The following is a 24,220-nucleotide window of genomic DNA, read 5'->3' as shown; positions in this document are numbered from 1 at the left end:
TTTACAGCCTTATTTTTTGACTGCTTATTGATGTTTTGTAAGCGTTTGTTTCACACACTAATTACTTGATGAAAGATTTTATTCAAATTTTAAAACGGTTTTTGCCTCCTTATAAAGGAGATTTAATAATGAGTTTCTTTTATAATATACTCGCTGCAGTTTTTGGAGTATTCTCCTTTGTAATGATGCAGCCAGTGTTGGAAATTCTGTTTGAGATGGCAGAACCAGTTGATAAATTAGTGCCTTGGGAAGTTAGTTTAGATGCATTAAAACACAATTTCTACTACTATACAACTTTAATGAAATTGGAGTATGGTGCAGACTCTGCACTCTTGTTTGTAGGAATTATTCTAATTATTACAGCATTGTTTAAGGTGGGTTTCACTTATTTAGGTTCTTATCATACTGTTGGAATTCGAAATTCAGTTGTTCGGGATATGAGAAATCAGATTTACGATAAGATTGTGAGTTTACCAATTCCTTTTTTTACAGAAGAAAAGAAAGGCGATATTATGGCAAGAACTACTGGAGATGTTCAAGAGGTAGAAAATTCTATCATGAACTCGATGGATATGTTCCTTAAAAATCCGGTTATAATTATTGTTTGTTTAGCGGCAATGATTATTATGAGCCCTCAATTAACACTTTTCAGTTTTATTCTTTTGCCTATTGCTGGCTATATTATCGGACAAATAGGGAGGAGTCTTAAAAAAACCTCGCGTTTGGGGCAGAATAAAATGGGAGATTTACTATCGACCATTGAAGAAACACTTTCGGGACTTCGAATTATTAAAGCTTTTACAGCTGAAGATAAGGTAAAAGAAAAATTTTCTGCAGAAAATAACGATTACCGTCGTATTATGAACAGTTTAATGCGCAGACGAATTTTAGCACATCCGGTAAGTGAATTTTTGGGGACAATCGTTATTGTAATCGTTTTGTGGTATGGTGGCCGTTTAATTTTGAATGGCGAGACTGGCATGAATGGAGCAGGTTTTATTGCCTATTTGGTAGTTTTTTATTCCATCATTAATCCAGCAAAAGAATTTTCGAAGGCTTTGTATAGTATTCAAAAAGGATTGGCAGCAATGGATCGTATCGATCAAATTTTGAGAGCCGAATCTACAATTGTTGATAAAGAGGATGCGAAACACGTGGAAGCATTCGAAAAAGTAATTGAATACAGGGATGTTACTTTCTCGTACAATGGAGAAAGGAAAGTCTTGAAGAATATTCAGTTGGAAATTCCTAAGGGAAAAACAGTGGCTTTGGTTGGTCAATCGGGTTCTGGTAAAACTACTTTCGTAGATTTATTGCCTCGATTTTATGATGTAATTGCTGGTGGTATTTTTGTGGATGGAATTGATATCAGGGATTATAAGATTAAGGATTTGAGAAACTTGATGGGGAATGTGAATCAGGAATCAATTTTGTTTAATGATACTATTTTTAATAACATAGCTTTTGGAGTTGAGAATGCAACGATAGAGGAGGTGATGGAAGCGGCAAAAATTGCCAATGCTCACGATTTTATTTCTGCTAGCGAAGAAGGTTATTATACCAATATTGGTGACCGTGGAGGAAAGCTTTCCGGTGGTCAGCGCCAAAGGCTTAGCATTGCCAGAGCAGTTCTTAAAAACCCTCCAATTATGATTCTAGATGAAGCTACTTCGGCTTTAGATACCGAATCGGAACGTTTGGTGCAGGATGCTTTAGATAAATTAATGAAGAACCGTACTTCGGTTGTAATTGCGCATCGTTTGTCAACAGTAAAAAATGCCGATTTAATTTGTGTTTTTCATGAGGGCGAAATTGTAGAAAGAGGAAATCACGATGAATTAATTGAAAAAGATGGTGCTTACAAGAAATTATACGACATGCAATTGTTATAAAAATTTGTAATAAATATATTCAGAAAGATGAATCATTTAATTGGTTCATCTTTTTTTTTGTCACTTTTTTTTATTACTTGCGTAGTAAATAGATAATAGTGTGCACTTAGTTTTTTTAAAATTTAAAGTTATGTCGAAAACTATTAGATCAATTCAGCCTCAGAAAGAGAAGAAAAGAAGATTTCATCCGGAAAAGTCAAAAAGGGAAATTCCAAATTATAAATTGAGAGATGGAATAGTAGAGATGGACCCAAACGAAAAGTATTACTTAAAGGATAATTTATAAAAATGCAAAAAGCGATCAGAAATGGTCGCTTTTTTTATGAAACAAAAAAAACCTTCCTAATTATTTAGGAAGGTTTTTGCACGGGTGGAGAGACTCGAACTCCCGACACCTGGTTTTGGAGACCAGTGCTCTACCAACTGAGCTACACCCGTCTGTAATTAGCCTTTTCAAAACTGTTTTCCCGAAAAGTCTGCGACAAAAGTAGAATATTTTTTTTGATGTGCAAGCTCTTTTTGTAGGCTTGATTTTATTTTTCAATATTAAATTTTATTCCAATTTTGCAGGGGTTTCAGAATGAGGGGATTGCTGTTGTAGGAGTGTTTTTATCTGTTGTATTTTTTTTCAACATTATTCGCTAAAATGTAGTAAATTAATAGGTGAAGTAGAATACACCAAAATAATGAGCTATGATAAAATCGAAAAAAGAATATTCTAATGGAGTTGTTACGGTAGTTTACGAACCCGATTTATGTATTCATTCCGAAGTTTGCTTTAAAGGATTGCCTGCTGTTTTTCAGCCAGGAACAAGACCCTGGATCAAAGTAGAGGAAGCTTCTACCGAAGAAATTATTAAACAGGTTCAGAAATGTCCGTCGCGAGCTCTTTCCTTTTATATGAATGGCCCAGAACGTACAGATGATGAAAAAGGTCAAATTAAAGCAATTGAGGCTGGGCAAAAAGTGGAAGTGTTTAAAGATGGACCTATTATGATGGAAGGACCAATTACACTTATTAGTTCGAATGGACAACGGAAAGTTCTTTCGAGCGCAAGCTACTTTTGTAGGTGTGGAGCTTCTAAAAACAAACCATTTTGCGATGGTTCTCACAAAGAAATTGGATTTAAAGAATAAAAAAAAAGAGCACTAAGTGCTCTTTTTACTTTACTATTCAACTTTTACTATTGTGGATGTTCGGGTAATGGAGTAAACTGCAAAAAAACCAATTGCATTATTCGAAATGTTCGTCCGAATATTGGCTGGAGGGCCAGAAAATAAAGGGATTTGTTCCATATCCATAAATTGAAGTTCGTTTACGAAATCTAAATAATCTTCTGTCAGTGCATAAGTTTCTAAAGTTATCAAGTCATTGTTGCGAATTATTTCGTCTGGTTTTTCCTGATCAAAGAAACCAACTTCTACTCCTTTTGACGCTTCGCCATTAAAAAAAGTATCCTCAGCAATAACTACTTCTGTTATCGTATCGTGAACTAAAACATTATTAATTTGACACGCAAATCCATAATAATCCTCGTTTTCCTTATTATCTTTTAAATACAAGGATAATAGCCAATATTCTTTATTGTCATTTCCCTCATTTCTATAATTATCGTCATAATTCATGGCTATTGAATCTACCTTGTGCGGATATGGCATTAGGGATTGCGCTTCGTAACTTTCTAATTTCCCATTGTGATGGAGGTCAACATTCAAGATCGATAAGAAGTACGTTTTTCCTGGAATACCTGAAAACTCAGTACTACTTTCGTAGTAACCTGGGCTTGTTTCTTCAAAACTAAAATTGGAAGTGCCATCGTTAACTTGAATAGTTGCATTTGTAACAGGTATTGCATCCTGATTAAAGAAAACATCGCTCGATTCGCTTAGTTTTACAAAATGCTTTTTAAAATCTGTGGTTATTTTGGCTTCTACCGATAAGCGGGTATAAGTGCTATCTAATTCTACATCCATTTTTTCGGTGCAAGAGCTTACAATTAGTATCGATGTGATTAATAATAGGAGTTGTTTCATGATCTTAAAATTTGAAATTGTAAGTTACCGAAGGCACAAAAGTGAACAGATAGGTTTTTTCTGCATAAATGATTTTAGGATCATTTTCATCCTGAATAAAATTCACGATCCAAGGGTTTTTTCTTCCATAAGCATTGTATAGTGAAAAATTCCATTCTCCTTCCCATTTTCTATTTGGCTTTTTCCTATTCTTTACGGTTAAGGCCAAATCCATTCGATGATAATCTGGCAAACGATAAGAATTTCTATCGGAATATATTTTAATAAATGCACCTTGGTATTCGGCTCTTCCTGTTGGGAAAGTAATAGGTTTTCCGGTGGAATATGCAAAATTGGCCGAGATGCTGGTTCTTGGCGTTAATTGATAACTAATTGCAGCTTTAAAGTCATGCGGTACGTCGTATGGAGAACGATACGATCTGCCATCATTAATTCCTGTAACAGTACGATTGGTTTTAGAGTAAGTGTAACCAAACCAACCTTGTAGGCGATTTAAGTTTAGTTGAGTCATAAATTCAAGTCCATAGGCTTCGGTGGAACCAAAGCGTAATTCTCCTTCCAACTCTTTATTAAGAAGCAGGTTGGCAAAATCCTTAAAGTCGATGGTGTTTTTCATTTTTTTATAGTAGAGTTCCACCGACGATTCAATGGTGTTCTCTTTAAAATTTCGGAAGTAACCGATAGCATATTGATCTGACTTTTGAGGCTCGACATTTGGAGAGGCGGGAAACCAAACGTCTAAAGGCATTCCTCCTGATGAGTTTTGGGCAAGTTGCATGTATTGCACGGTTCTGGAGTAACTCATTTTTATTGAGGAAAGCTCATTTAGCGTATAAAGCAGTCCTGCTCTTGGTTCCCAATTGGTATAGGTATTAAATATTTTACCTGATTTATAAATTGTTGAATCTACTGCTTGATAGTTTTCATCGAAATCGTAAATAGTGCCTTTTCCAACATTATTAAACATTGAAAATCGCAGTCCGTATTTTAGGTTTAACCGACTACCAATTTTTTGCTCGTTAGAAATGTATAAAGCTTCCTCGAAAGCATTTGCATCGTTCACCTTGTATTCCGAAATAAAAGATTGATCGCCAACACCATGGGCGTAACCTGGTTCAAATTTGTGATAGGTAAATATCCCTCCGAATTTTATGGTGTTGTTTGAATTAAGGAAGTAATTAAAATCTTGTTTTACAGATAAATCTTCCAAGTTCGATTCCCATTTAAAAGCATTTGCTCCTCCGCTATCCGAAAGTTCGTAATTGTATTTGCTCCAAAGTAGTGTAGTGTTCGAAAATATTTTGTTAGAGAAAAGATGATTCCAGCGAAGAGTTAAAGTTTGGTTTCCAAAAGAGAGCTGATTCTCACTACTTTTAAATTTGTCTTTCCCAAAATAGGTGGAAACAAATAAGCGGTTTTTGTCATCAATTTTATGGTTTACTTTAGCATTTAAATCGTAAAAATAAACGATATTGTCTTTTACATCTTCATTAGAGGAAAGACGTAGAAATAAATCGAGGTAGCTTCTTCGGCCACTTAAAATAAAGGAAGTTTTTTCATTTTTACCAATTGGACCTTCCAAGGTAAGTCGCGATGAAATTGTTCCTATTCCTCCATTTCCTGAAAATTTTTTCGAATTTCCATTTTTCATTCTGATGTCTAAAAAAGAGGAGAGTCTGCCGCCAATGCTAGCTGGGAGATCGCCTTTGTAGAGTTTTAAATCACTAATGGCATCGTTATTAAAAATAGAGAAAAACCCCAAAAGGTGTGAAGCATTGTAAACAGGAGCTTCATCTAAAAGAATCAAATTCTGATCCGGATTTCCACCTCTAACGCTAAAACCAGTACTTCCTTCAGCGGCAGGTTTTACTCCGGGAAGCATTTGAATTGCTTTAATTAAATCAACTTCTCCCATTAAGGCAGGAAGTTTTTTAACGGTGGAAACCGGGAGTTTTATAACGCTCATCTCGTTGCGTTTGATGTTTTTTGCGACTCCTTCGCCAGTAATTGTTACTTCGCTAATTTGCTGACTTTCGTTTTCTAATTCAATGGTTAAAATTCTATCTTCTTCAATTTCTAGTATTAATTCTACTGTTTTGTTACCTAAAAACGAATAGCTAACTGTATATCTTCCAGAAGGGATGCTTAGCGAATAAAAACCATATACATTACTAACGGTTCCACTTGCTAATTCTTTAATATAACAGGCGGCTCCAATTAAGTCTTCACCCGTTTTTTTATCGCGAATATATCCGCTAATGGTTACAGGTTTTTTTGGTATTATTTTAAATGATATCTGTTTTTCAACGATTCTGTATTTAAGTTGCAACTGAAGGGATATTTTATCTATAAGAAGATCGAGTGCGTATTCTTTTTTGCCTAAATGAATTAATTTCTGACTTAATTCGCTATCCGTTGGATATGTGTAATTGTATCCAGCTTGACTTTTAATCAGGATCATTAGGTCATTAAAGGGGTAGGATTTTTTTTCGGTTTTTATAATTTTATTTATCCTGTTTTGCGACAATAAATTGGTATTCCCTAGTAACATTATTATGCAACTAAGGGTGAGAATGATATGCTTCATTTAATTATTTACTTTAGTAGGAGAATGTTATTTTTTTGTTCGTATTCAAGATTAAGCGTGAAGCAAAGCGACTTTATGATACTTTCCAAGTTCTGCTCTTCGAATACTGCAGTAATCGAAAGTTGAGATTTTGATTCATTTTGAATTTGGATGGTAGTGTTGAAAAGTTCACTTAAGTCTTTACAAATTACTTCTAATCTTTCATTTTTATATTTTAATAGTTTTACTGCAAAATCAACAGTATCCGATTGCGAAATATTTTTAAGAACGGCTTTTTGATTGTTTACAAATTGTGCGTAATCATTTTTTTCTAATTTTATTTTATTGGCCGTATTTTCTTGTTCCATAAACTCTACAATTCCAGTTTGAACTTCAATTGTTGTTCGTTTTTCGGTTTCTTTTATTCGAAAAGAGGTGCCAAGAACCTTTGTTCTAGTTTTTCCTGCCAATATGATAAAAGGTTTTTCTTTATTTTTAGCGACATTAAAAAACGCTTCACCACTCAGTTTTACAAGCCTTTCCTGTTTCGAAAATTTATTAGGATATTCAATTGTCGATCCTCGTGTTAAAGAAATGGATGTTCCATCGGGAAGCAATACAGTTTTCTCAATGGGCAACATATTCACAACTTTTTGATCTGTATTTTCATTCGATATAAAAAGATATCCGAATAAACTAGTAGAGATAAGAGCTGCAATAAGAGCTGCATATCGAAGTGTTCTTTTTCGATTTTGTTTTTGTCGATGTAATTTTTTTGCTAATAAATTCTGAAAGCCAGTCTTCGAATCGAATTCTAATTTGGTAGGTTTTGATTCTTTTGCGTCCCAGTATATCTTTAGTTCATTCAGATATTTTTGATTTTTAGGATCTTCATGCAGCCATGTATTCAGTTTTCGTTTTGTTTCCTTGTCACATTTATTATTTAAATAGTCGGTTAATAATTGGGTGTTTACCTTCATGGAGCATGATATTATTGGAATTCGAAATAAAAAAATTGCAATTTTTAGTTCTTGGAGTTAATACAAAACTTAATGCGTTTTGTTTTGGCTCTATAGGTAAGACGAGGAATTTTATTATACCCCTAGTTGGAAAGTGATTTTTTGTTTGTTTTTTTTTCGAAAAATAAAAAATAGATCAATAAATCGGATTTACTTAATTGAGTTCTTAATTTTTTAATTGCCGTATTCATATGATTCTCAATGGTTTTTTTCGAAATATTCAATTCTGTTGAAATTTCATTGTACGACAATTGAAAATTCCTCCGTAATAAAAAAACCTCTTTGCATTTAGGAGGAAGAGCATTAACTGCGGCTTCAATTTTTATTTGTAGAGCTTCCAAATTATTTTCGTGGCTTAATTCGTAAGGAGAGTAAATGGGATCTTCAATTTCTTCAATTGGAAGTATGGATTGCTTATACCTTTGTTTTAAGTGGTCTAAGCAGGAGTTTTTTACAGCTCGATACAGATAGGATGAAATTGAGATGGTAATAGTAGGTGATTTATCCCAGATTTTTAAAAAGATATCTTGCACTAAATCTTCGCATAAGTCTTTATCGGGAACAAAGGAGTATGCAAAATTGCACAATGGAGAATAAAACTCTTTGAATGTTTTTTCAAAATTAATATTCGTTTTGGTTTTAGAAAGCGTAAGCGTCATATCTCCGTTTTAAAAATCAAAAATAGAAAAATAATCTAGTATTAAATATTTTATTGTTTTGGAGATAGGTATTGAAGACTGGAATGTTTTTTTTTGGAGTGGGAAAAAGAAACCCTCTGCGAATACAGAGGGTTTGGTGATTTTATTTGTTTGCTTTTACTTCTTTGTATTTTAGTAATTGGGTTCGTAATGCTTCAGAAACTAAGTCGGCCGCTTCTTCGAATGTTGAGCTTTTCTTTTTGGCAAAAAGCTCACTTCCTGGCACTTTAATTTTTACTTCAACTACTTTATTATCTTTTGTACTTGATTTATCAACATTTAATATGACATCATATCCTGTAATTGAACTTTCTAATTTTTCAAGTTTTTTAAATTTTTGATTGATAAAAGCTTCTAATTTGCTATCAGCTTTGAAACCTACGGATTGCATTTTCATGTTCATCACAATTCCTCCTATATTTTAATATGCATCTTATGCACAAGTTAATATTCTGTTAAATATGAACCGGTTGTTTTTTTTCGCGCGTTGATGACTTTTCAGCCATGAATGATTCATCTTTCTAGATTGAAAATACGCAAAATAACTAAGGAAAAGAAATGCTGAAGGCGAATTTAAAGGTCTTTAACAATTATTATTTTCCAATGGCTTAAGAATAAGGCTTATAATTTTTATTGAATATTAAACTTTTAAAATGCTTTCATTTCAATTTCTAAAAAGTAGCGCAATATTCTACAGAAAAAGGCGGAAAACAAGTTTGTTTCCCACCTTTTTGACATTAACTAATCTAACTATTCTAACTATTCTAACTATTCTAATAAGGAAATATTAATTTGCTGTACGTTTTGGGAATTTTCTCCAATGTAAATGTGATACTCTCCTGATTCTATCAAAAATTCTCCTTCTGGAGAATAGTATCCCAAATCTTCCGATTTTAATAGAAAGGATACTTCGGTGTTTTCCCCAGGTTTTAATTTGATTTTTTGGAATGCTTTCAACTCTTTTACCGGACGAGCATATTTGGCTTTCGGATCTTGAATGTATAATTGAACAATTTCCTCTCCTTCGTAACTTCCTGTGTTGCTAAGTGAGAGCTTAACTTCAATGGACTCATTCTTTTTTAATTCATTGGAATTGATGGTTGCTTTTCCATAAGAAAAAGTGGTGTAACTCAAACCATATCCAAATGGATAAAGAGGTGTATTTGGGGAATCGGTATAGTGCGACCAAAATACATTATTGGTGGAGGTCGGTCTGCCGGTATTCATGTGATTGTAGTAAATTGGGCATTGGCCAACACTTTTCGGAAAGGAGATGGTCAATTTTCCAGATGGATTATAGTCTCCCAAAAGAATATCTGCAATAGCATTACCTGCTTCGGAGCCTGCGAACCAAGTTTCTAAAATGGCTGGAGCCATGTTAGATAGTTCAGGAATAGCTAAGGGTCTTCCATTCATTAATACTACAACTATGTTTTTATTTACTTGGTAAATGGCTTTAAAAAGCTCCATTTGCTCTCCTTTTAGAGTAATATCGGTTTGACTTCTGCCTTCTCCTGTTTGAAAACAATCTTCGCCAATTGCCATAATTACCACTTCGGATTGTTTGGCCACTTTAATTGCCTCTGGAAAATCGGATTGATCATTTTCATTGAAGGAAAGCTCTGCTTGAAAGCTACGATCACCACTTGTTAAATTACAGCCTTTTGCATAATTAATTTTGGTTTGTGGAAGTGCATTTGTAAGTCCCTCTAATAGGGATACTGCTGAATTTTTAATGGCTTTAGCTCTCCAGCTTCCTAGTGGAATGTCCTTACTGTCGGCTAATGGACCAATAATAGCAATTGATTTTAGACTTTTAGATAAAGGCAATAATTGGCCTTCATTTTTAAGAAGCACCATGGAATGATGAGCTACCTTACGTGCAATTTCTCGATTTTCTTTCGTGTAAATTTCTTTTTGTTCGCGCTCTTGATTCGCGTATTGGTAAGGATCATCGAATAAACCAAGTTGGTATTTAATTTTTAGAATTCGTTTGGTGGCATCATCAATTAATTTCTCATCCACTTTTCCTTCTTCAACAAGTTCTTTAAGGTATTGAATGTATCCATTCGATTCCATATCCATATCGGAACCTGCATTTATGGAAAGAGAGCTAGCTTCTTTTAAATCGTGAGCAGCTCCATGAATTTCAATTTCTTCAATACTTCCCCAATCAGAAACTACAAATCCTTCATAATTCCATTTCCCTTTTAGTAATTCTCTTTGTAAATATGGATTTGCCGTAGCAGGCCTTCCATTAATAATGTTGAATGAATTCATAAAAGTTGCAACGCCGGCTTCGGCAACCGCTTTAAAGGGTGGTAAAACAATATTGTGTAGTGTGTAGCTTCCAATATCAACGGTATTATAATCTCTGCCAGCTTCGGAAAACGCGTAGCCAGCAAAGTGTTTGGCACAAGCCGCAATGGTGTTTGTATTCGATAAATTGTCTCCTTGAAATCCTTCAACTCGAGCAACCGATAAAACACTTGCCAGATATGGATCTTCTCCACATCCTTCCATTACTCTTCCCCAACGAGCATCTCTGCCTACATCCATCATGGGAGCAAAAGTCCAATGTAAACCTGCTGCCGAAGCTTCTTTAGCCGCAACTTGAGCCGATAGTTTAACAATTTCAGGATCCCACGATGAGGCTTCTGCTAAGGGAATTGGAAACATGGTTTGATAACCGTGAATTACATCGTAAGCAAATAGTAATGGAATGCCTAGTCGACTGTTCTCAACTGCTAATTGTTGAGTTTTACGAGTTGCTTCTGCACCAGTAACGTTAAGCATCGAGCCAACGTCACCATTTTTTATTTGTTCTAGTCGGTATTGCGATTCATTATTTTTAGGAGCCGGTCCTGTCATTTCCCAATGACTCGTATGTTGATTTAATTGCCCTATTTTCTCAGTAAGTGTCATTTTTCCGAGAAGATCAGAAACAAATTCGTCTTCCTTAGATAATGTGCTACTATCTTGATTACAAGATGATAATAGTAGTAGGGAGATTGTTATGAGTTTTATTTTTCGTATCATTATTTCCATAAATTTAAAGGAGTAGTAGCTTAGTTAACTTCAATGGTGATTGTTTTCTCAATATCTTGCGAGGATGTTCCAATCAATAATTTAAACCTGCCTTTTTCCAATTTCCAATCCATCATTGAATCATCAAAATAAGCCAAATCATTGGTTGAAATCTCCAGGGTAATTGTTTTTGATTCTCCAGGGTTTAAAACTATTTTTTTAAAGCTTTTTAATTCTTTAAGAGGTCTCAGAACCGATGCCTCTAAATCGCTTACGTAAAGTTGAATCACTTCGGCTCCTTTTTTATCTCCGGTGTTTTTAATTTCACAGGAAACTGTAATAAGTTCGTTTTTTTGATAGGTAGATTGATCGGTTTGTGCTTCTAAAACTGTAAAAGAGGTATAGGATAATCCATATCCAAAAGCATACAATGGCTTGATATTTTTAGTATCGTGCCAACGGTAACCAACTAGTATATCTTCTTTGTATTCCTGATTAGTTCCATCACCAGGATAAGCAATTTTTCCAAAAGAATGAGCCGCATTATCTTCTAGTTTAACTGGAAAAGAGAAAGGCAATTTTCCTGATGGATTTATGTCGCCAGAAATAATATCCGCAATAGCGTTTCCTGCCTCGCTGCCCAAGTACCAAGTTTGTAAAACAGCATCTACTTTAGAAAGCCATGGCATTTCAACTGCATTTCCACTAACTAAGATGACTGCGGTGTTACTATTTACTTTTAAAATTTCATTCAGTAAATTATCTTGTCCGAAAGGCAAAGAGAAATGCTTACGATCATCTCCTTCGCAATCTTGGTGATGATTTTTATTTAAACCGCCTACAAAAAGAACGATATCAGCCTTCTTGGCAATTTTTATTGCTTCGGTTTTTAATGAATCGGTATTTAGTTTTGAGTCAATTACTCTGCCATATACAGACGGACCCGAAGCATATCCCATTGCGTGAAGTACTTTCGCATTTTTAAATCGTTTTTGTATCCCTTCTAAAGGAGATATTTCATGAATGGTTTTTAGTTCGGAAGATCCTCCTCCTAACGTCATTATTTTCGTGGCATTTTCGCCAATAACTGCTATGGTTTGTGTTTTTTTTGGATCGATAGGGAAGAAGTTATTCTTGTTTTTAAGAAGAACGATACCTTCTTGGGCAATTTCTCGAGCCACATTAAAATGTTCCTCACTATTCATGCTTCCAAATGGGCGCGATTTATTCATTGTTGTTCTAAACATTAATCGCAGAACTCGTCTTACCTTTTCGTCGATAACAGATTCATCTATTTCTCCTGCTTTAACCATTTTCAGCAAGGGATTTGCCATAAAATAGTTGTCGTAAGCATTCTTTTGAGAGCTGGTTAATCCATCAGTTCCTGTTCCCATTTCGATATCTAAACCATATAGTGCAGCTTGTTTTGTGTCGTGAGTTGCTCCCCAATCGGTAACCAGAACACCATCAAAAGCCCAGTCTCCTTTTAATATTTTATTCACCAAAAGTTCGTTGTGACAACAATATTGTCCACGAAACTGATTGTATGCACCCATAATCGACCATACTTTTCCTTCCTGTACGGCAGCTTTAAATGCTGGCAAATAAATTTCGTAAAGTGCTCTATCACTTATTTCAACATTAATATGATCACGCCAGTGTTCCTGATTATTTAAAGCATAGTGCTTTACGCATGCAGCAACTCCATTTTCCTGTACGCCATGAATGTAAGGAACTACCATTTTTGAAGCCAAATATGGATCTTCGCCCATGTATTCGAAATTTCTTCCATTAAGAGGGGTTCGGTAAATGTTAACTCCTGGACCTAACAAAATATCTTTTTTACGATATCTAGCTTCTTCGCCAATTGCTTTTCCATATTTATAGGATAAATCGGTATTAAAGGTAGCGGCAAGGCAAGTTAAAGCTGGAAATGCGGTGCAGGAATCATTTGTCCACCCTGCATGTTCCCAACTATCCCAAGCAATTTCTGCCCGTACGCCATGGGGTCCGTCGGACATCCAAATTTCTGGAATTCCTAAACGAGCAACTCCTTTGGAGCTAAATTTGGATTGCGCATGACATAAGTCTAGTTTTTCTTTTAAAGTGAGTTGCTTTAAAATATCTTCAATTTTATTGTCCATTGATTTGTTATTGGTTTGGGCATAAACTTGATTGAAACTGATTAGAGTGAATAGAAATACTACAAATAATAATTTCTTCATGTAATGTGAGTTATGGTTGAGAATCGCTGGTGAGCTTTTATGATTTTGTTTAGTAGGTGATCGTTTGAATCGCTCTTGCAGGAATGTTGATGCTAACTGCCTGATTGGCTCCAACATATAGTTGATAGTTTAAGGCTTGTTCTGAACGATTGAGAACAACAGTTGCCATTTTTCCGTCTTCATTAATAAATGAAGTGCTTTCAAGTAAACTTACGCTCGACACAGTGCTTACTCTTTTTGCTCCTGGATGGATAAATTTTGAGAAATGTCCTAAATAGTAATACGATGGAGTATAGATCAAGCTATCGGTTCTCGTATCTGCATGAATAGGAGAGAAGCATAAATTTCCAACATGATTTGGACCTCCGGTTTCATCCAAAAGTATGTTCCAGTCTGTCCAACCTACGGTTCCACGGTTAAAGTCGTTAATTATAGATCGGCCATATCGTTCTGCATTTGGCCAATATTGATATTTTAATGAATCGAAAGCTTCGTTGCAACCTTCGGTAAATAGTAATTTTTTATTGGGATAAGCTTCCTGTATTTTTTGTAGGTTGTTGAACATTGGTTCGCCTCCGCGCCATGTTTCGTACCAATGAAAACCAGTTCCCCAAGCATATTTTGCTGCTTCGGCATCATCGAAAATAGTATTGGCTCTGTGTGTAATTAAGTCACGGTTGTGATCCCACACCACAATATTTTTATCACCAAGTCCTTCTTGTTCCAGAACTGGACCTAGGTGGTTTTTAAGAAAATCTCTTTCTTCTTCGGCAGTATAAATGCAAGATTCCCAACGCTGTACGGCCATTGGTTCATTCTGAATAGTTACTCCCCAAACAGGAATACCTTCGTTTTCGTAGGCTTTAATAAACTTAGCGTAGTATTTTGCCCAAGTATTGTAGTATTCAGGAAGCAATTTACCTCCCTGAAGCATGTTTTTATTGTCTTTCATGAATGCTGGTGGACTCCATGGGCTGGCATAAAATAGCATAGATCCTCCTGCTTCTGCAATTGCTTTTTTTATCATCGGCAAACGAAACTGTCTGTCATGATCGATTGAGAAGGTTTTTAAATCTTTGTCGCCTTCTTCAACATAGGTGTAGCTGCCACTACTAAAATCACAACTATGTATTGATGTGCGAATTAAGGAGTAGTTATTTCCATCTTTGCCAAAATAGGCAGAAATTAATTCTTCTTGTTTGTCTTTGGAAAGTTTTGCAAATACCTCGGCAGAAGCATCGGTAATAGCGCCTCCAATTCCAATAAATGTTTGGAATGTATTGTTTGGATTTACGAAAATGGAATTCTCGGTTTCTAAAGCTTGTTTTGTATTTTGGAAGTCAAGCTTTGCAGTTTGACTTAATCTAAGATCAGTATCCTTAGCAGTAGTGATTACTGTTGCGGTTTTTCCTTCTGCAGTAAACTCATTTTTAGAGTTTATATTTTCTGTCTTATTTGGTTGCGAACATGCAATGCATGCGATAGTAAGAACCGGGATTAATCTTTTCATAGCCTTATTTTTCTAAATTCTAATAAATTTGCAAAAGACTACCCAGTTAGGGTAGTCTTTTTTATTGATTCAAATTTGATACAAATAATTTTTAATAGAAAGGGTTCTGATTTTCCTCATTAATTGCATCGTTGGCGATAATTTCACTTTGTGGAATAGGAAATAAATTGTGTTTCAAAGACTCGTAACCTAAGCTACTAAGTTCCTGATTAGCTTTATTCCAACGGACTAAATCCCAGAATCTGCTTCCTTCAAAAGCTAATTCTAATTGTCTTTCAGTTACAATTGCTTCAAAGATATCATCAGAAGACTGAATGTCAGTTAGTTTTGCACGCTTTCGAACTTTGTTTAATTCGATTAATGCTAGTCCATCTTGGGTTGAAAAATGATATGCCTCGGCAGCCATTAATAGTACATCGGCATAGCGCATTAAGCGCCAGTTGATTGTGTAGTTTAGTTCAGGAACACCACTTTCGCTTGTTTCTGAGGCTTTGGTTGCATATTTTAATCGCATGTATCCTTCGTAATCATGAGCGCTAGGGTTTTTGATTACACCACCAGTTGCTATAAAGTCAGCTGCAGATAACAAGGTTGCATTTCTTCTTTCGACATCTCCTGCATCAGCAAAAGCTTGACCAATTTTAGCGGACGGATTATTGAACCCCCAACCATTAACCACTCCTAGTGTTGAGTTAGATACATCAAAAATCGCATCTCTAGGACCTTGTAGTTGTGCTTCGATATTATTTTCGTTGCCACCACTCCAAGGGAAGTTACCCCAATCGTAGGCTTCTTGAGCTGTGTAAGATACTTCGAATAATGACTCTTGTCCGAATTCAGTTTCTTTAGTCCATACATCTGCAAAGTTTGGTTCTAAATCGTATTCTAAACTGCTAATTACAAGAGCTAGTTGAATTGCAGCCTCGCTGTATTTTTTCTGATAAAGAAGAGCTTTGCCATAATAAGCTTGAGCGGATCCTTTCGACATGCGGTATTGATCACCTGCACTATATTCACTTTTCAAAGGCAGATCTGGAATTGCTTCGGTAAAATCTTTTTCTATTTGAGTATAAATGTCAGCTACATCTGTTCGAGGTAAATGATAATCCGCTTCGCTTACCGGATTAACGGTCATTAAAGGAACATCTCCAAACATAGTTGCTAACTCAAAGTAACAATAAGCTCTTAAGGCTTTAGCTTCAGCAATCATTTCTTTTTTACCATCGGTATTAGGTTCAACCTGATTAATAATTGTATTGGTTGAACTAATAGTCTTGTAAAAGTTAGACCAAATCAATTTAATTTTGTCATTGTCGGTTTGAATCTTGAAATCATCAATGTCTTGGTATCCAGATTGATCACCTTCTGTTGATCCAGCTAAACAGTCATCGCCAGGAAGATTTTTTACAAAATAAACACTTGCCCAACTTCCACTAGAGAAGTTGTTTTGCATAGCATTGTATACTCCAACAATTGCCAATTTAACTTCACTATCGGTATTTAAGAAATTATCACTGGTTACACGACCAGTTGGATCTATTTCAAGAAATTCGTCTTCGTTACAGGAAGTACTAGAAAAAGCGATTGCCAGTCCTAATATGAATTTATAATATTTTGAATATTTCATTTGTTGCAATTTTAGAATTAAAAGTTTAGTGATACACCAAAAATCACTTTTCCGGAGATTGGGTAAATACCTCTATCAACACCTTGTCTGGTATTTGTTGAACTACCAGCTTCTGGATCTAAACCTTCATAATCAGTGAAAGTGAAAAAATCATCCAATGAAACAAATACTCTAGCACGATCGATACCCGCTTTTTGAGTTGTTAATTTAGGAAGTGTGTATCCTAACTGGATTTGTTTGATACGCATGTATGAAGCATCAGATACCATTAAGTCACTACGATAAACGTAATCGCTTGTGTTGTCGGCAGCAGGTCTGCTAGCATTAGGATTAGACGCAGTCCATCTATCGTCGTACATGAATTTTGGTTTGTTAGAGAATGGTCTGTCGGAACGGAACCAACCCATAAACACATCATTTCCTTGTGATCCTTGTATGAAAAGGTTAAAGTCAAAACCTTTATACTGTGCATTAAAGGTAGCGCCATATAAAAAGTCTGCATGAGGATCGCCAATATAAGTTTGATCGGCAGCAGAAATTTCACCATCCTTATTTACATCCACAACAATAGGGGCTCCAGTATCGTTGTCGATACCATTAGTTTTGTATCCTTTGAAATACCAAATTGGATATCCTTTTTCGAACCAAGTTAAATCGTGACCTCTCAAATTATCACCAACGATTGGTGATCCTGCTTGTTTGGTTACTTCATTATCTAATGTTGATAAATTTAGATTAACGCTATATTTAAATTCATTGTCGTTATTTCTGTATCCTAATTCAAAATCAAAACCTTTATTGGTTACAGTTCCTGCATTAGCATATGGAAATTCATTACCAACAGATAATGGACCTTGTTTTACAAAAATTAAATCTTTAGTTTTTTTGTTGTAGTAATCCATAGAAAAGCTTAGCTTTCCATTCAACGACCTAAGATCTAGGCCGAGGTCTAATTGTTCTGTTGTTTCCCATTTTAAGTTAGGGTTGGTTAATTTATCGATTTCGGCACCAGGTTGGTAAGCGTCATCAGCTCCCGGATATTGAATTCCTGAGAATACCCAAAATTCGCGATCTTCGTTACCTGGTAGGTTTGAACGACTACCATTTTGTCCCCAACTACCTCTTAATTTTAAGTAGTCGATACCTTTAATATCAAAGAAATCTTCTTCAGATACAATCCAGCCTAATGAAGCTGCAGAGAAAACTGCTGATTTATCGTTAGTAGGAAAGGCATCGGCGGCATCACGACGAATGGATAATTCCATCATGTATCTATTCAGATAATTATAAGACAAACGACCAAAATAAGAGGTCATGGTATGATTTACAAATCCACCACCAGTTCTGTCAAATTCATCAGAAGTAGTATGTTCTTGGTAAGCATACTGATCTCCTTCAGCAATAAGTGGCCCGGAATGCATTGTGTAATTTGGCTCTTGATTTTCTTCTGCCGAATAACCAGCTAAAATGGTAAAGTCATGATCGCCAACTTTTGTATTATACGTGGCAAAGTTCTCCCATAACCAAGTGTACCATTTATTAATGTTGTCATCAACGGAAGTTGCCGAGTTTTGACTTTCACTTGAGAAATAGTAAGTTGGAGCCCATGAATGTTGTGTTTGGTAAGTTAAGTCAAGTCCAACACGAGTGGTAAAAGATAATCCTTTTATTGGTTTAACTGTAGCATATGCCATCCCTAACACTTTATCTTGAGTAATGGTATTATGATATGTTTGCAATAAAGCAAGAGGGTTTGCAGTTTCACCTGTTACATATTCAGCTAATCCGTAGTAACGTCCATTTTTGTCTTTAAGAATGGTATTGCCACCATCTAATAAAGTTTGAACGTTTGCTGGAGTACCATCATAAGTTATTGGAGTAAGTGGGTCTATTAAAAGAGCATTATTCACAACACTTCGATATTCATCGTCTTCCCCAATATATTTTTGTTTAGAATGTGAAAAACTGAAGTTGTTTCCAACCTCTAACCATTCTTTAAGATTACTCTTGGCATTAACACGGGCAGTAATACGCTCATATTTAGCTTTGTCATCTCCAACAATACCGTTTTGAGAGAAGTAAGAGCCGGATATCATATAAGTTGATTTTTCGGTTCCTCCAGTGTAGCTTAAGTGATGTTTTTGCATTGGAGCAACTTCGAAAACTTCATCTAACCAATCTGTATCGGTACCATTTTGGGTAACAGTTCCTGCACCAGATTCTTGCATCCATTGTTGGTATTCTTTGGCATTCATCAATTCTAAGTCACTTCTTGAACTTTGAAGACCATATTGAAAATCATAAGAGATTTTAGCTTCGCCAGCTTTCCCCGATTTAGTAGTGATAATGATAACACCATTTGCACCTTCGGTACCGTAAATAGCTGCAGAGGCTGCATCTTTTAATACGTCGAAGGATTCAATATCACCTGGATCAATGTTGTTGATGTCTCCAGTTTTCATCCCATCCACAATAAACAAAGGATTCGAATTTCCATTTGAGTTAACTCCACGAATTCTGATTTTTGTTCCTGCTCCTGGAGAACCTGAATTTGATAATACAGATACACCAGCAGTACGTCCTTGAATTGCCTGATCTGCTCTAGAGGCTGGAGTGTTTTGTAGCTCTTCACCTTTTACACTTGAAATAGATCCTGTATTCAGTGCCTTTTTTTGAATGCCGTATCCTATTACTACAACTTCATCTACGCTTAAAGCATCTTCAGACATAATAACATTAATTGATGATTGATCACCAACTAGTATTTCTTGTGTTGTATATCCAATAAAACTATACACGATAACGTTTTCGGAATTAGCGGAAATAGAGTAGTTCCCATCTATATCCGAAACGGTTCCCATTGTTGTTGTCTTTAACGAGATATTAACACCAGGAATACCAAAACCAGACGAATCTGTTATTTTACCAGTGATTTCCTTGCTAGGACTTTGACCAAATGTGATGGCTACACTGCAAAGTACCATCAGTAGTACCATTGATGACTTTAAAAGCCATCTACTGTTGTTTTGCTTCCCTATTTTTAGGCAATGTTCGGAAGCATTTAAACTTTCTGATTTTTTCATAAAATTAAATTGATTCATTAGCGTATTATGGTTACAATTTATTTCCCATAAGGAGAGGACCAACATATCCTTAGGGTTTTTATAGATCTTATTTGCACCGTTTTATTTCTTCATAGTAATTAAGTTTATGTTTTAGTTAGTAGTTATTTGTTTAATAATCAGATTTATAATATTTATTAGTTTTAAAAGAGAAAATATATACTTAGTTCTGTAAAATGTTTTTAATTAAACATGAAGATTGAGGATGACTTGTTCAATTCTCGTTTTTTTTGATACTTTTGCGACGATTCATTAGCGTATTAATTGAAATGAATTGTTTGTCGGAAGGAGAGGACCAACTACTCTTTCCGACATTTTTTTATTCCTCATTAGTATTTTTCCCAAAAACGTCGATTCCAGAAGTTAAATAAACAAGTGGGGCATTCCAGTTAATGGCGATCTCATTGGTTGAATAGCTGCATTGCTCATCGGCATATGCTTTGGCCACATAAGGAGACCGGGTTATTTCATCGTTACAGTCGTTGGGCACAATTAGATTTGGACCGCCAACCAAAAAGCCAGGTACGGGTTCTTGAACAGAATCAGCAGCTGATGGTCGATGGTGAATATTCATTGGACTCAAAAAACCAAAACCTGTGACAAAGCAATAAGCGGTTGCATTTCGGCCAAGCAAATAATCTAAACTTTCTCTTGCTGAGTTCAGGTATTTGGAATTCTTTGTTAATTGGTATGCCAATAATTTGATCATTCCCTGGTTTGCAAATTCAGAATTACTTCCCCAATCGTAATTACTAATGGCAATTCGATAGGGGCTAGTATTTTCCATTTCAATTAGTTGATCGATGTATTTTAGAAAACGTACTTGTAATTCAGTGTAATCATCTTTTTTATCGGAACTTAATAGTGACATTACTCCAAGGGAGTTCACATTTTGCCAGCTAGGAGTGTTGCTATCAAGTTGAATACTTGAAATAAGTCCTGAATAAGCATTATCATTTGTAGTTAAATATAATTCCGATGCTGCCCAATACCATTCATCACTTAAGTTTGGATCGCCATAGGTACCAGTACTAATATCAGGTGCTTGCTCGTATAACACGTTGGGGTTTTTAATTGCCCAATTCCAAGCTTTTTCGGATTGAATACGACAGGAATCAGCCAGTCCAGGTAAGTTGGAGCTAAAATCAGCAAAAATACGGGAAGCATAAGCCATTGTTGCGGCAAAATCTAAACTTGCGGAGGTACTTTTTTGCACCAAATACCTTTTGTTTGTAGCCTCGTGTGGCATCACAAAATCTTCAAAGTTTTTAGTGGTTAGCTTGTGATAAACACCACCATCGTTTGCATCCTGCATGGTCATCATCCATCGTAAATTATACAATGCTTCATCCAAAACATCAGGGATTTTGTTATTCGATTCCGGGATATTTAGGTTCAATTCATCGAAATAAGCTGCAAAGGAATTGTATGCAAAAAGCAAAGTATAAGTTGAGATACTGCTGTTGACAATGTATTTGTTATAATCTCCAGCATCGTACCATCCTTTTGGAGATGATATTGAGCTGTTTTCAGGATGATTTTTATCAGCTGCCGAAGAGTGAAAATAGACAGTTGTGTCGGGATGGCCTTCGGGACGAGCCCAAATTCCGCCATGAATACTGTCAATTTCCATTCCTGAGCGATTCAAATAAAATGATTTCAAAGCGCTTTTTGCTAAATCGGCATATGGTCTTTCTGTAATCACAATTTTATGCGAGATGATACTGTCCTTAATTACAATGTAATATTCTCCCTTTTTGGTGATTTCGGAAAAATCGATTGTCTGCACAGTATCGCCCGAAAGAGAGCAATACTGTTTGGGACCGGTGGCTTTTTCGAAAAGGGTTTTTCCCTTGTTATTTTTGATACTAAACTGTTCCGCTTCTGTTCTGATTAGTGCCAGTTTACTAGCATCGTAATCATATCCAACCTGATTGACAAGAATTAATTGTTCGTTGTTTGAAACAGGTTCTTTGTCCGTTTGCATGCAAGCGGATAGGGAAAGCGAAATAAAAAGCGACAATAAGAATGTTTTATAGTTCATGATATTCATCTCGTTGTGTTTATTATCCTATAATAACTGTGACTTTATGAGCTCCTGATTTTAAAACGGGTATAAGGTTTCCATTCATAGGTTTGCCATCCATTTCCATAGATTTTACACCTTTGTTTTTTCCTTCAGGGTTTAAAATCTTGATTTCGTAGCTTACTCCGCGAAATTCGCGTGTTATGGTATATTCTTTCCATTCTTTAGGAATACAAGGATCAATTCTTAATCCGTCGTAATCGGGTTGAATGCCTAGAATATATTGTGTTATTGCATAGAAATTCCACGATGCGGTTCCAGTTAACCAACTGTTTTTTCCTTCGCCTGGTTTAAAGGCATCTTTTCCGGCTACCATTTGGCAGTACACGTAGGGTTCAACTTTGTGTAATTCGCTGATTTCTTCCAAATAAGAAGGACAAATTTTTCGGAAATAATCCCAAGCCTGATCGCCTCGACCTAAAAGAGCTTCACCAATAATTATCCAAGGATTGTTGTGACAGAAAATACCTGCGTTCTCTTTATATCCGGCAGGATAAGTAGAGATTTCGCCATATTCAATTTTATATTCGGTGAAGGCAGGGTTGTTTAGAACGATGCCAAACGGAGTATCCAAACGTTCCTTAACGCTATCAAGAGCCTTTTCCATTAAACCTTCTTCACGACCAATTTCGGCCATGGTACACCAACCTTGCGATTCAATGAAAATTTTACCTTCTTCGTTTTCTTCTGATCCAACTTTTTTACCGTAGTAATCATAGGCTCTCAAGAACCATTCTCCATCCCAGGCATGATCTTTAATTGTTTGAGTCATTGCCTCAACATGCTTGGTGGCTTTGTTGGCCTCTTCGGTATTGCCAATTCGTTCGCAAAGTTTAATGAACTCTTTTCCATAAACAACGAATAATCCAGCAATCATCACCGATTCGGCAGTTCGTCCTTTTTTATTTCCGGTGGTTTGGAACGATTCGTTAGGGTTTGTTGAGAAGCAGTTCAGGTTCAAGCAATCGTTCCAATCGGCACGACCGATTAAAGGCAATTGGTGAGGGCCTAAGTTGTTGATAACGTGATTGAAGGATACTTTTAAGTGATGGAATAAAGATTGAGCTTTCGATTCGTCGTTATCAAAAGGAACCATTTCATCCAGAATACTGAAATCGCCTGTTTCTTTGATGTAACAAGTTACCGATAAGATTAACCAAAGTGGATCATCATTAAAATCGCCACCTAAGGCATGATTTCCCATTTTTGTTAATGGTTGGTATTGATGATAGCATCCACCATCCTCGAATTGAGTGGCTGCGATATCTAAAATTCGTTGTTTTGCTTCTGCTGGTATTTGATGAACGAAACCAATGATATCCTGATTGGAATCACGGAATCCCATGCCACGACCAATTCCACTTTCGAAGAAACTTGCGCTACGAGACATGTTAAAGGTTACCATGCATTGGTATTGATTCCAGATGCTAACCATTCTGTTTAGCTCGGTTTCTTTACTTTCCAAATTAAATTTGTTGAGTAATTTCGACCAATAGTTTTCTAAATCTGCGAAAGCGTTATTTACCTTTTCGGATGTGTCAAACTGAGCCATCATTGCTTTGGCTTTTGTTTTATTAATTACACCTTTTGAAGTCCATTTTTCTTCGTCTTTGTTTTCTACATATCCTAAAATGAAAACAAATTCTTTTTCTTCGCCAGGCTGTAATTCAAGTTCGATATAGTGAGAGGCAACGGGCGACCATCCATGAGCAATACTGTTGCTAGCTTTGCCATTTTCAATTGCTTGTGGATTATTGAAGCCATTGTGCATGCCAATAAAGCTTTCGCGATCGGTATCAAAACCATTAATTTTAGAGTTTACAGAGAAAAATGCGTAATGATTTCGGCGCTCTTTGTATTCTGTTTTGTGATAAAGTGCAGAACCTTCCACTTCCACTTCGCCTGTTGATAGGTTGCGTTGAAAGTTAGTCATGTCATCTTCGGCATTCCACAAACACCATTCTGCAAATGAGAAGACTTTAACTTTTTTTACTTTGTCGGTTTCATTTTTAAGTTTCAAAAGGTGCACCTCACCCATATAGTCGAGTGGGATGAAGCAAAGTAAATTGGAAGAAAGTCCATTTTTGCTACTTAAAAAACGAGTATAACTAAGGCCGTGACGGCACTCGTATTTATCTAATTCGGTTTGAGTCGGTTTAAAGCCTGGATTCCATGTGCACTCCTCGTCTTTTATATAGTAGTAACGTCCGCCCATGTCTACAGGAACGTTATTGTAACGATATCTCGTTAATCTTCGAAATTTCGCATCCTTATAAAAAGTATATCCTCCCGCTGTATTCGATATCAATCCAAAAAAATCTTTGTTCCCAAGATAATTTATCCATGGAAAAGGTGTTTTTGGTGATGTTATCACATACTCCCTGTTGGCATCGTCAAAGAAACCGTACTTCATA

General features: G+C 35.8%; 15 protein-coding genes and 1 tRNA gene. 3 read left to right on the top strand and 13 right to left on the bottom strand.

The features are described 5' to 3' along the window. Positions 1-68: 68 nt before the first annotated feature. Positions 69-1,892 carry an ABC transporter ATP-binding protein gene (locus BZG02_RS03315; protein WP_101259989.1) on the top strand — a complete coding sequence of 608 codons (1,824 nt, stop codon included), beginning with the start codon at positions 69-71 and terminating at the stop codon, positions 1,890-1,892. Positions 1,893-2,022: 130 nt separating this feature from the next. Continuing rightward, complete coding sequence (locus tag BZG02_RS20735; RefSeq protein ID WP_180335613.1) at positions 2,023-2,178, top strand: hypothetical protein; 156 nt, start codon at positions 2,023-2,025, stop codon at positions 2,176-2,178. A gap of 79 nt (positions 2,179-2,257) precedes the next feature. On the opposite strand, the gene BZG02_RS03310 is transcribed toward BZG02_RS20735, so the two are convergent. Further along, positions 2,258-2,330 (bottom strand) — tRNA-Trp (locus tag BZG02_RS03310). Between the two features lie 255 nt (positions 2,331-2,585). Here BZG02_RS03310 and BZG02_RS03305 point away from each other — a divergent pair. Continuing rightward, complete coding sequence (locus BZG02_RS03305; protein ID WP_101259988.1) at positions 2,586-3,029, top strand: (4Fe-4S)-binding protein; 444 nt, start codon at positions 2,586-2,588, stop codon at positions 3,027-3,029. A gap of 33 nt (positions 3,030-3,062) precedes the next feature. On the opposite strand, the gene BZG02_RS03300 is transcribed toward BZG02_RS03305, so the two are convergent. The 12 genes from BZG02_RS03300 to BZG02_RS03245 form a co-directional block, all read right to left on the bottom strand. After that, a complete protein-coding gene (locus BZG02_RS03300) occupies positions 3,063-3,926 on the bottom strand; it encodes a DUF4249 domain-containing protein (protein WP_101259987.1) in 864 nt (287 codons plus the stop codon). Positions 3,927-3,930: 4 nt separating this feature from the next. Beyond that, positions 3,931-6,387, bottom strand: coding sequence for a TonB-dependent receptor (locus BZG02_RS03295; protein ID WP_180335612.1), 2,457 nt, complete (start codon positions 6,385-6,387; stop codon positions 3,931-3,933). 134 nt (positions 6,388-6,521) lie between these two features. Beyond that, complete coding sequence (locus BZG02_RS03290) at positions 6,522-7,472, bottom strand: FecR family protein (protein WP_101259985.1); 951 nt, start codon at positions 7,470-7,472, stop codon at positions 6,522-6,524. Between the two features lie 122 nt (positions 7,473-7,594). Beyond that, entirely contained in the window at positions 7,595-8,170 is a 576-nt protein-coding gene (locus BZG02_RS03285) for an RNA polymerase sigma-70 factor (RefSeq protein WP_101259984.1), read from the bottom strand. Between the two features lie 142 nt (positions 8,171-8,312). Continuing rightward, positions 8,313-8,612 carry a ribosome hibernation-promoting factor, HPF/YfiA family gene (hpf, locus tag BZG02_RS03280; RefSeq protein ID WP_101259983.1) on the bottom strand — a complete coding sequence of 100 codons (300 nt, stop codon included), beginning with the start codon at positions 8,610-8,612 and terminating at the stop codon, positions 8,313-8,315. A gap of 365 nt (positions 8,613-8,977) precedes the next feature. Beyond that, positions 8,978-11,248, bottom strand: a complete 2,271-nt coding sequence (gene bglX, locus BZG02_RS03275) for a beta-glucosidase BglX (RefSeq protein WP_101260286.1) — start codon at positions 11,246-11,248, stop codon at positions 8,978-8,980. A 29-nt stretch (positions 11,249-11,277) separates the two neighbouring features. Beyond that, positions 11,278-13,461 (bottom strand): beta-glucosidase, encoded by a 2,184-nt coding sequence (locus BZG02_RS03270; protein WP_101259982.1) that lies wholly within the window; start codon positions 13,459-13,461, stop codon positions 11,278-11,280. 49 nt (positions 13,462-13,510) lie between these two features. Further along, complete coding sequence (locus tag BZG02_RS03265) at positions 13,511-14,971, bottom strand: glycoside hydrolase family 30 protein (protein ID WP_101259981.1); 1,461 nt, start codon at positions 14,969-14,971, stop codon at positions 13,511-13,513. Between the two features lie 91 nt (positions 14,972-15,062). Then, entirely contained in the window at positions 15,063-16,598 is a 1,536-nt protein-coding gene (locus BZG02_RS03260) for a RagB/SusD family nutrient uptake outer membrane protein (RefSeq protein WP_101259980.1), read from the bottom strand. A 17-nt stretch (positions 16,599-16,615) separates the two neighbouring features. Next, on the bottom strand, positions 16,616-19,681 hold the full coding sequence (locus tag BZG02_RS03255) for a SusC/RagA family TonB-linked outer membrane protein (protein WP_180335611.1): 3,066 nt from the start codon (positions 19,679-19,681) through the stop codon (positions 16,616-16,618). Between the two features lie 358 nt (positions 19,682-20,039). Next, positions 20,040-21,773 carry a glycoside hydrolase family 9 protein gene (locus BZG02_RS03250; protein ID WP_101259978.1) on the bottom strand — a complete coding sequence of 578 codons (1,734 nt, stop codon included), beginning with the start codon at positions 21,771-21,773 and terminating at the stop codon, positions 20,040-20,042. A 13-nt stretch (positions 21,774-21,786) separates the two neighbouring features. Beyond that, positions 21,787-24,219 (bottom strand): glycoside hydrolase family 94 protein, encoded by a 2,433-nt coding sequence (locus BZG02_RS03245; RefSeq protein ID WP_101259977.1) that lies wholly within the window; start codon positions 24,217-24,219, stop codon positions 21,787-21,789. Position 24,220 lies beyond the last annotated feature (1 nt).

The organism is Labilibaculum filiforme (genome assembly GCF_002843315.1).
Lineage (GTDB): Bacteria > Bacteroidota > Bacteroidia > Bacteroidales > Marinifilaceae > Labilibaculum > Labilibaculum filiforme.
This window is presented reverse-complemented; position numbering and strand designations above follow the sequence as displayed.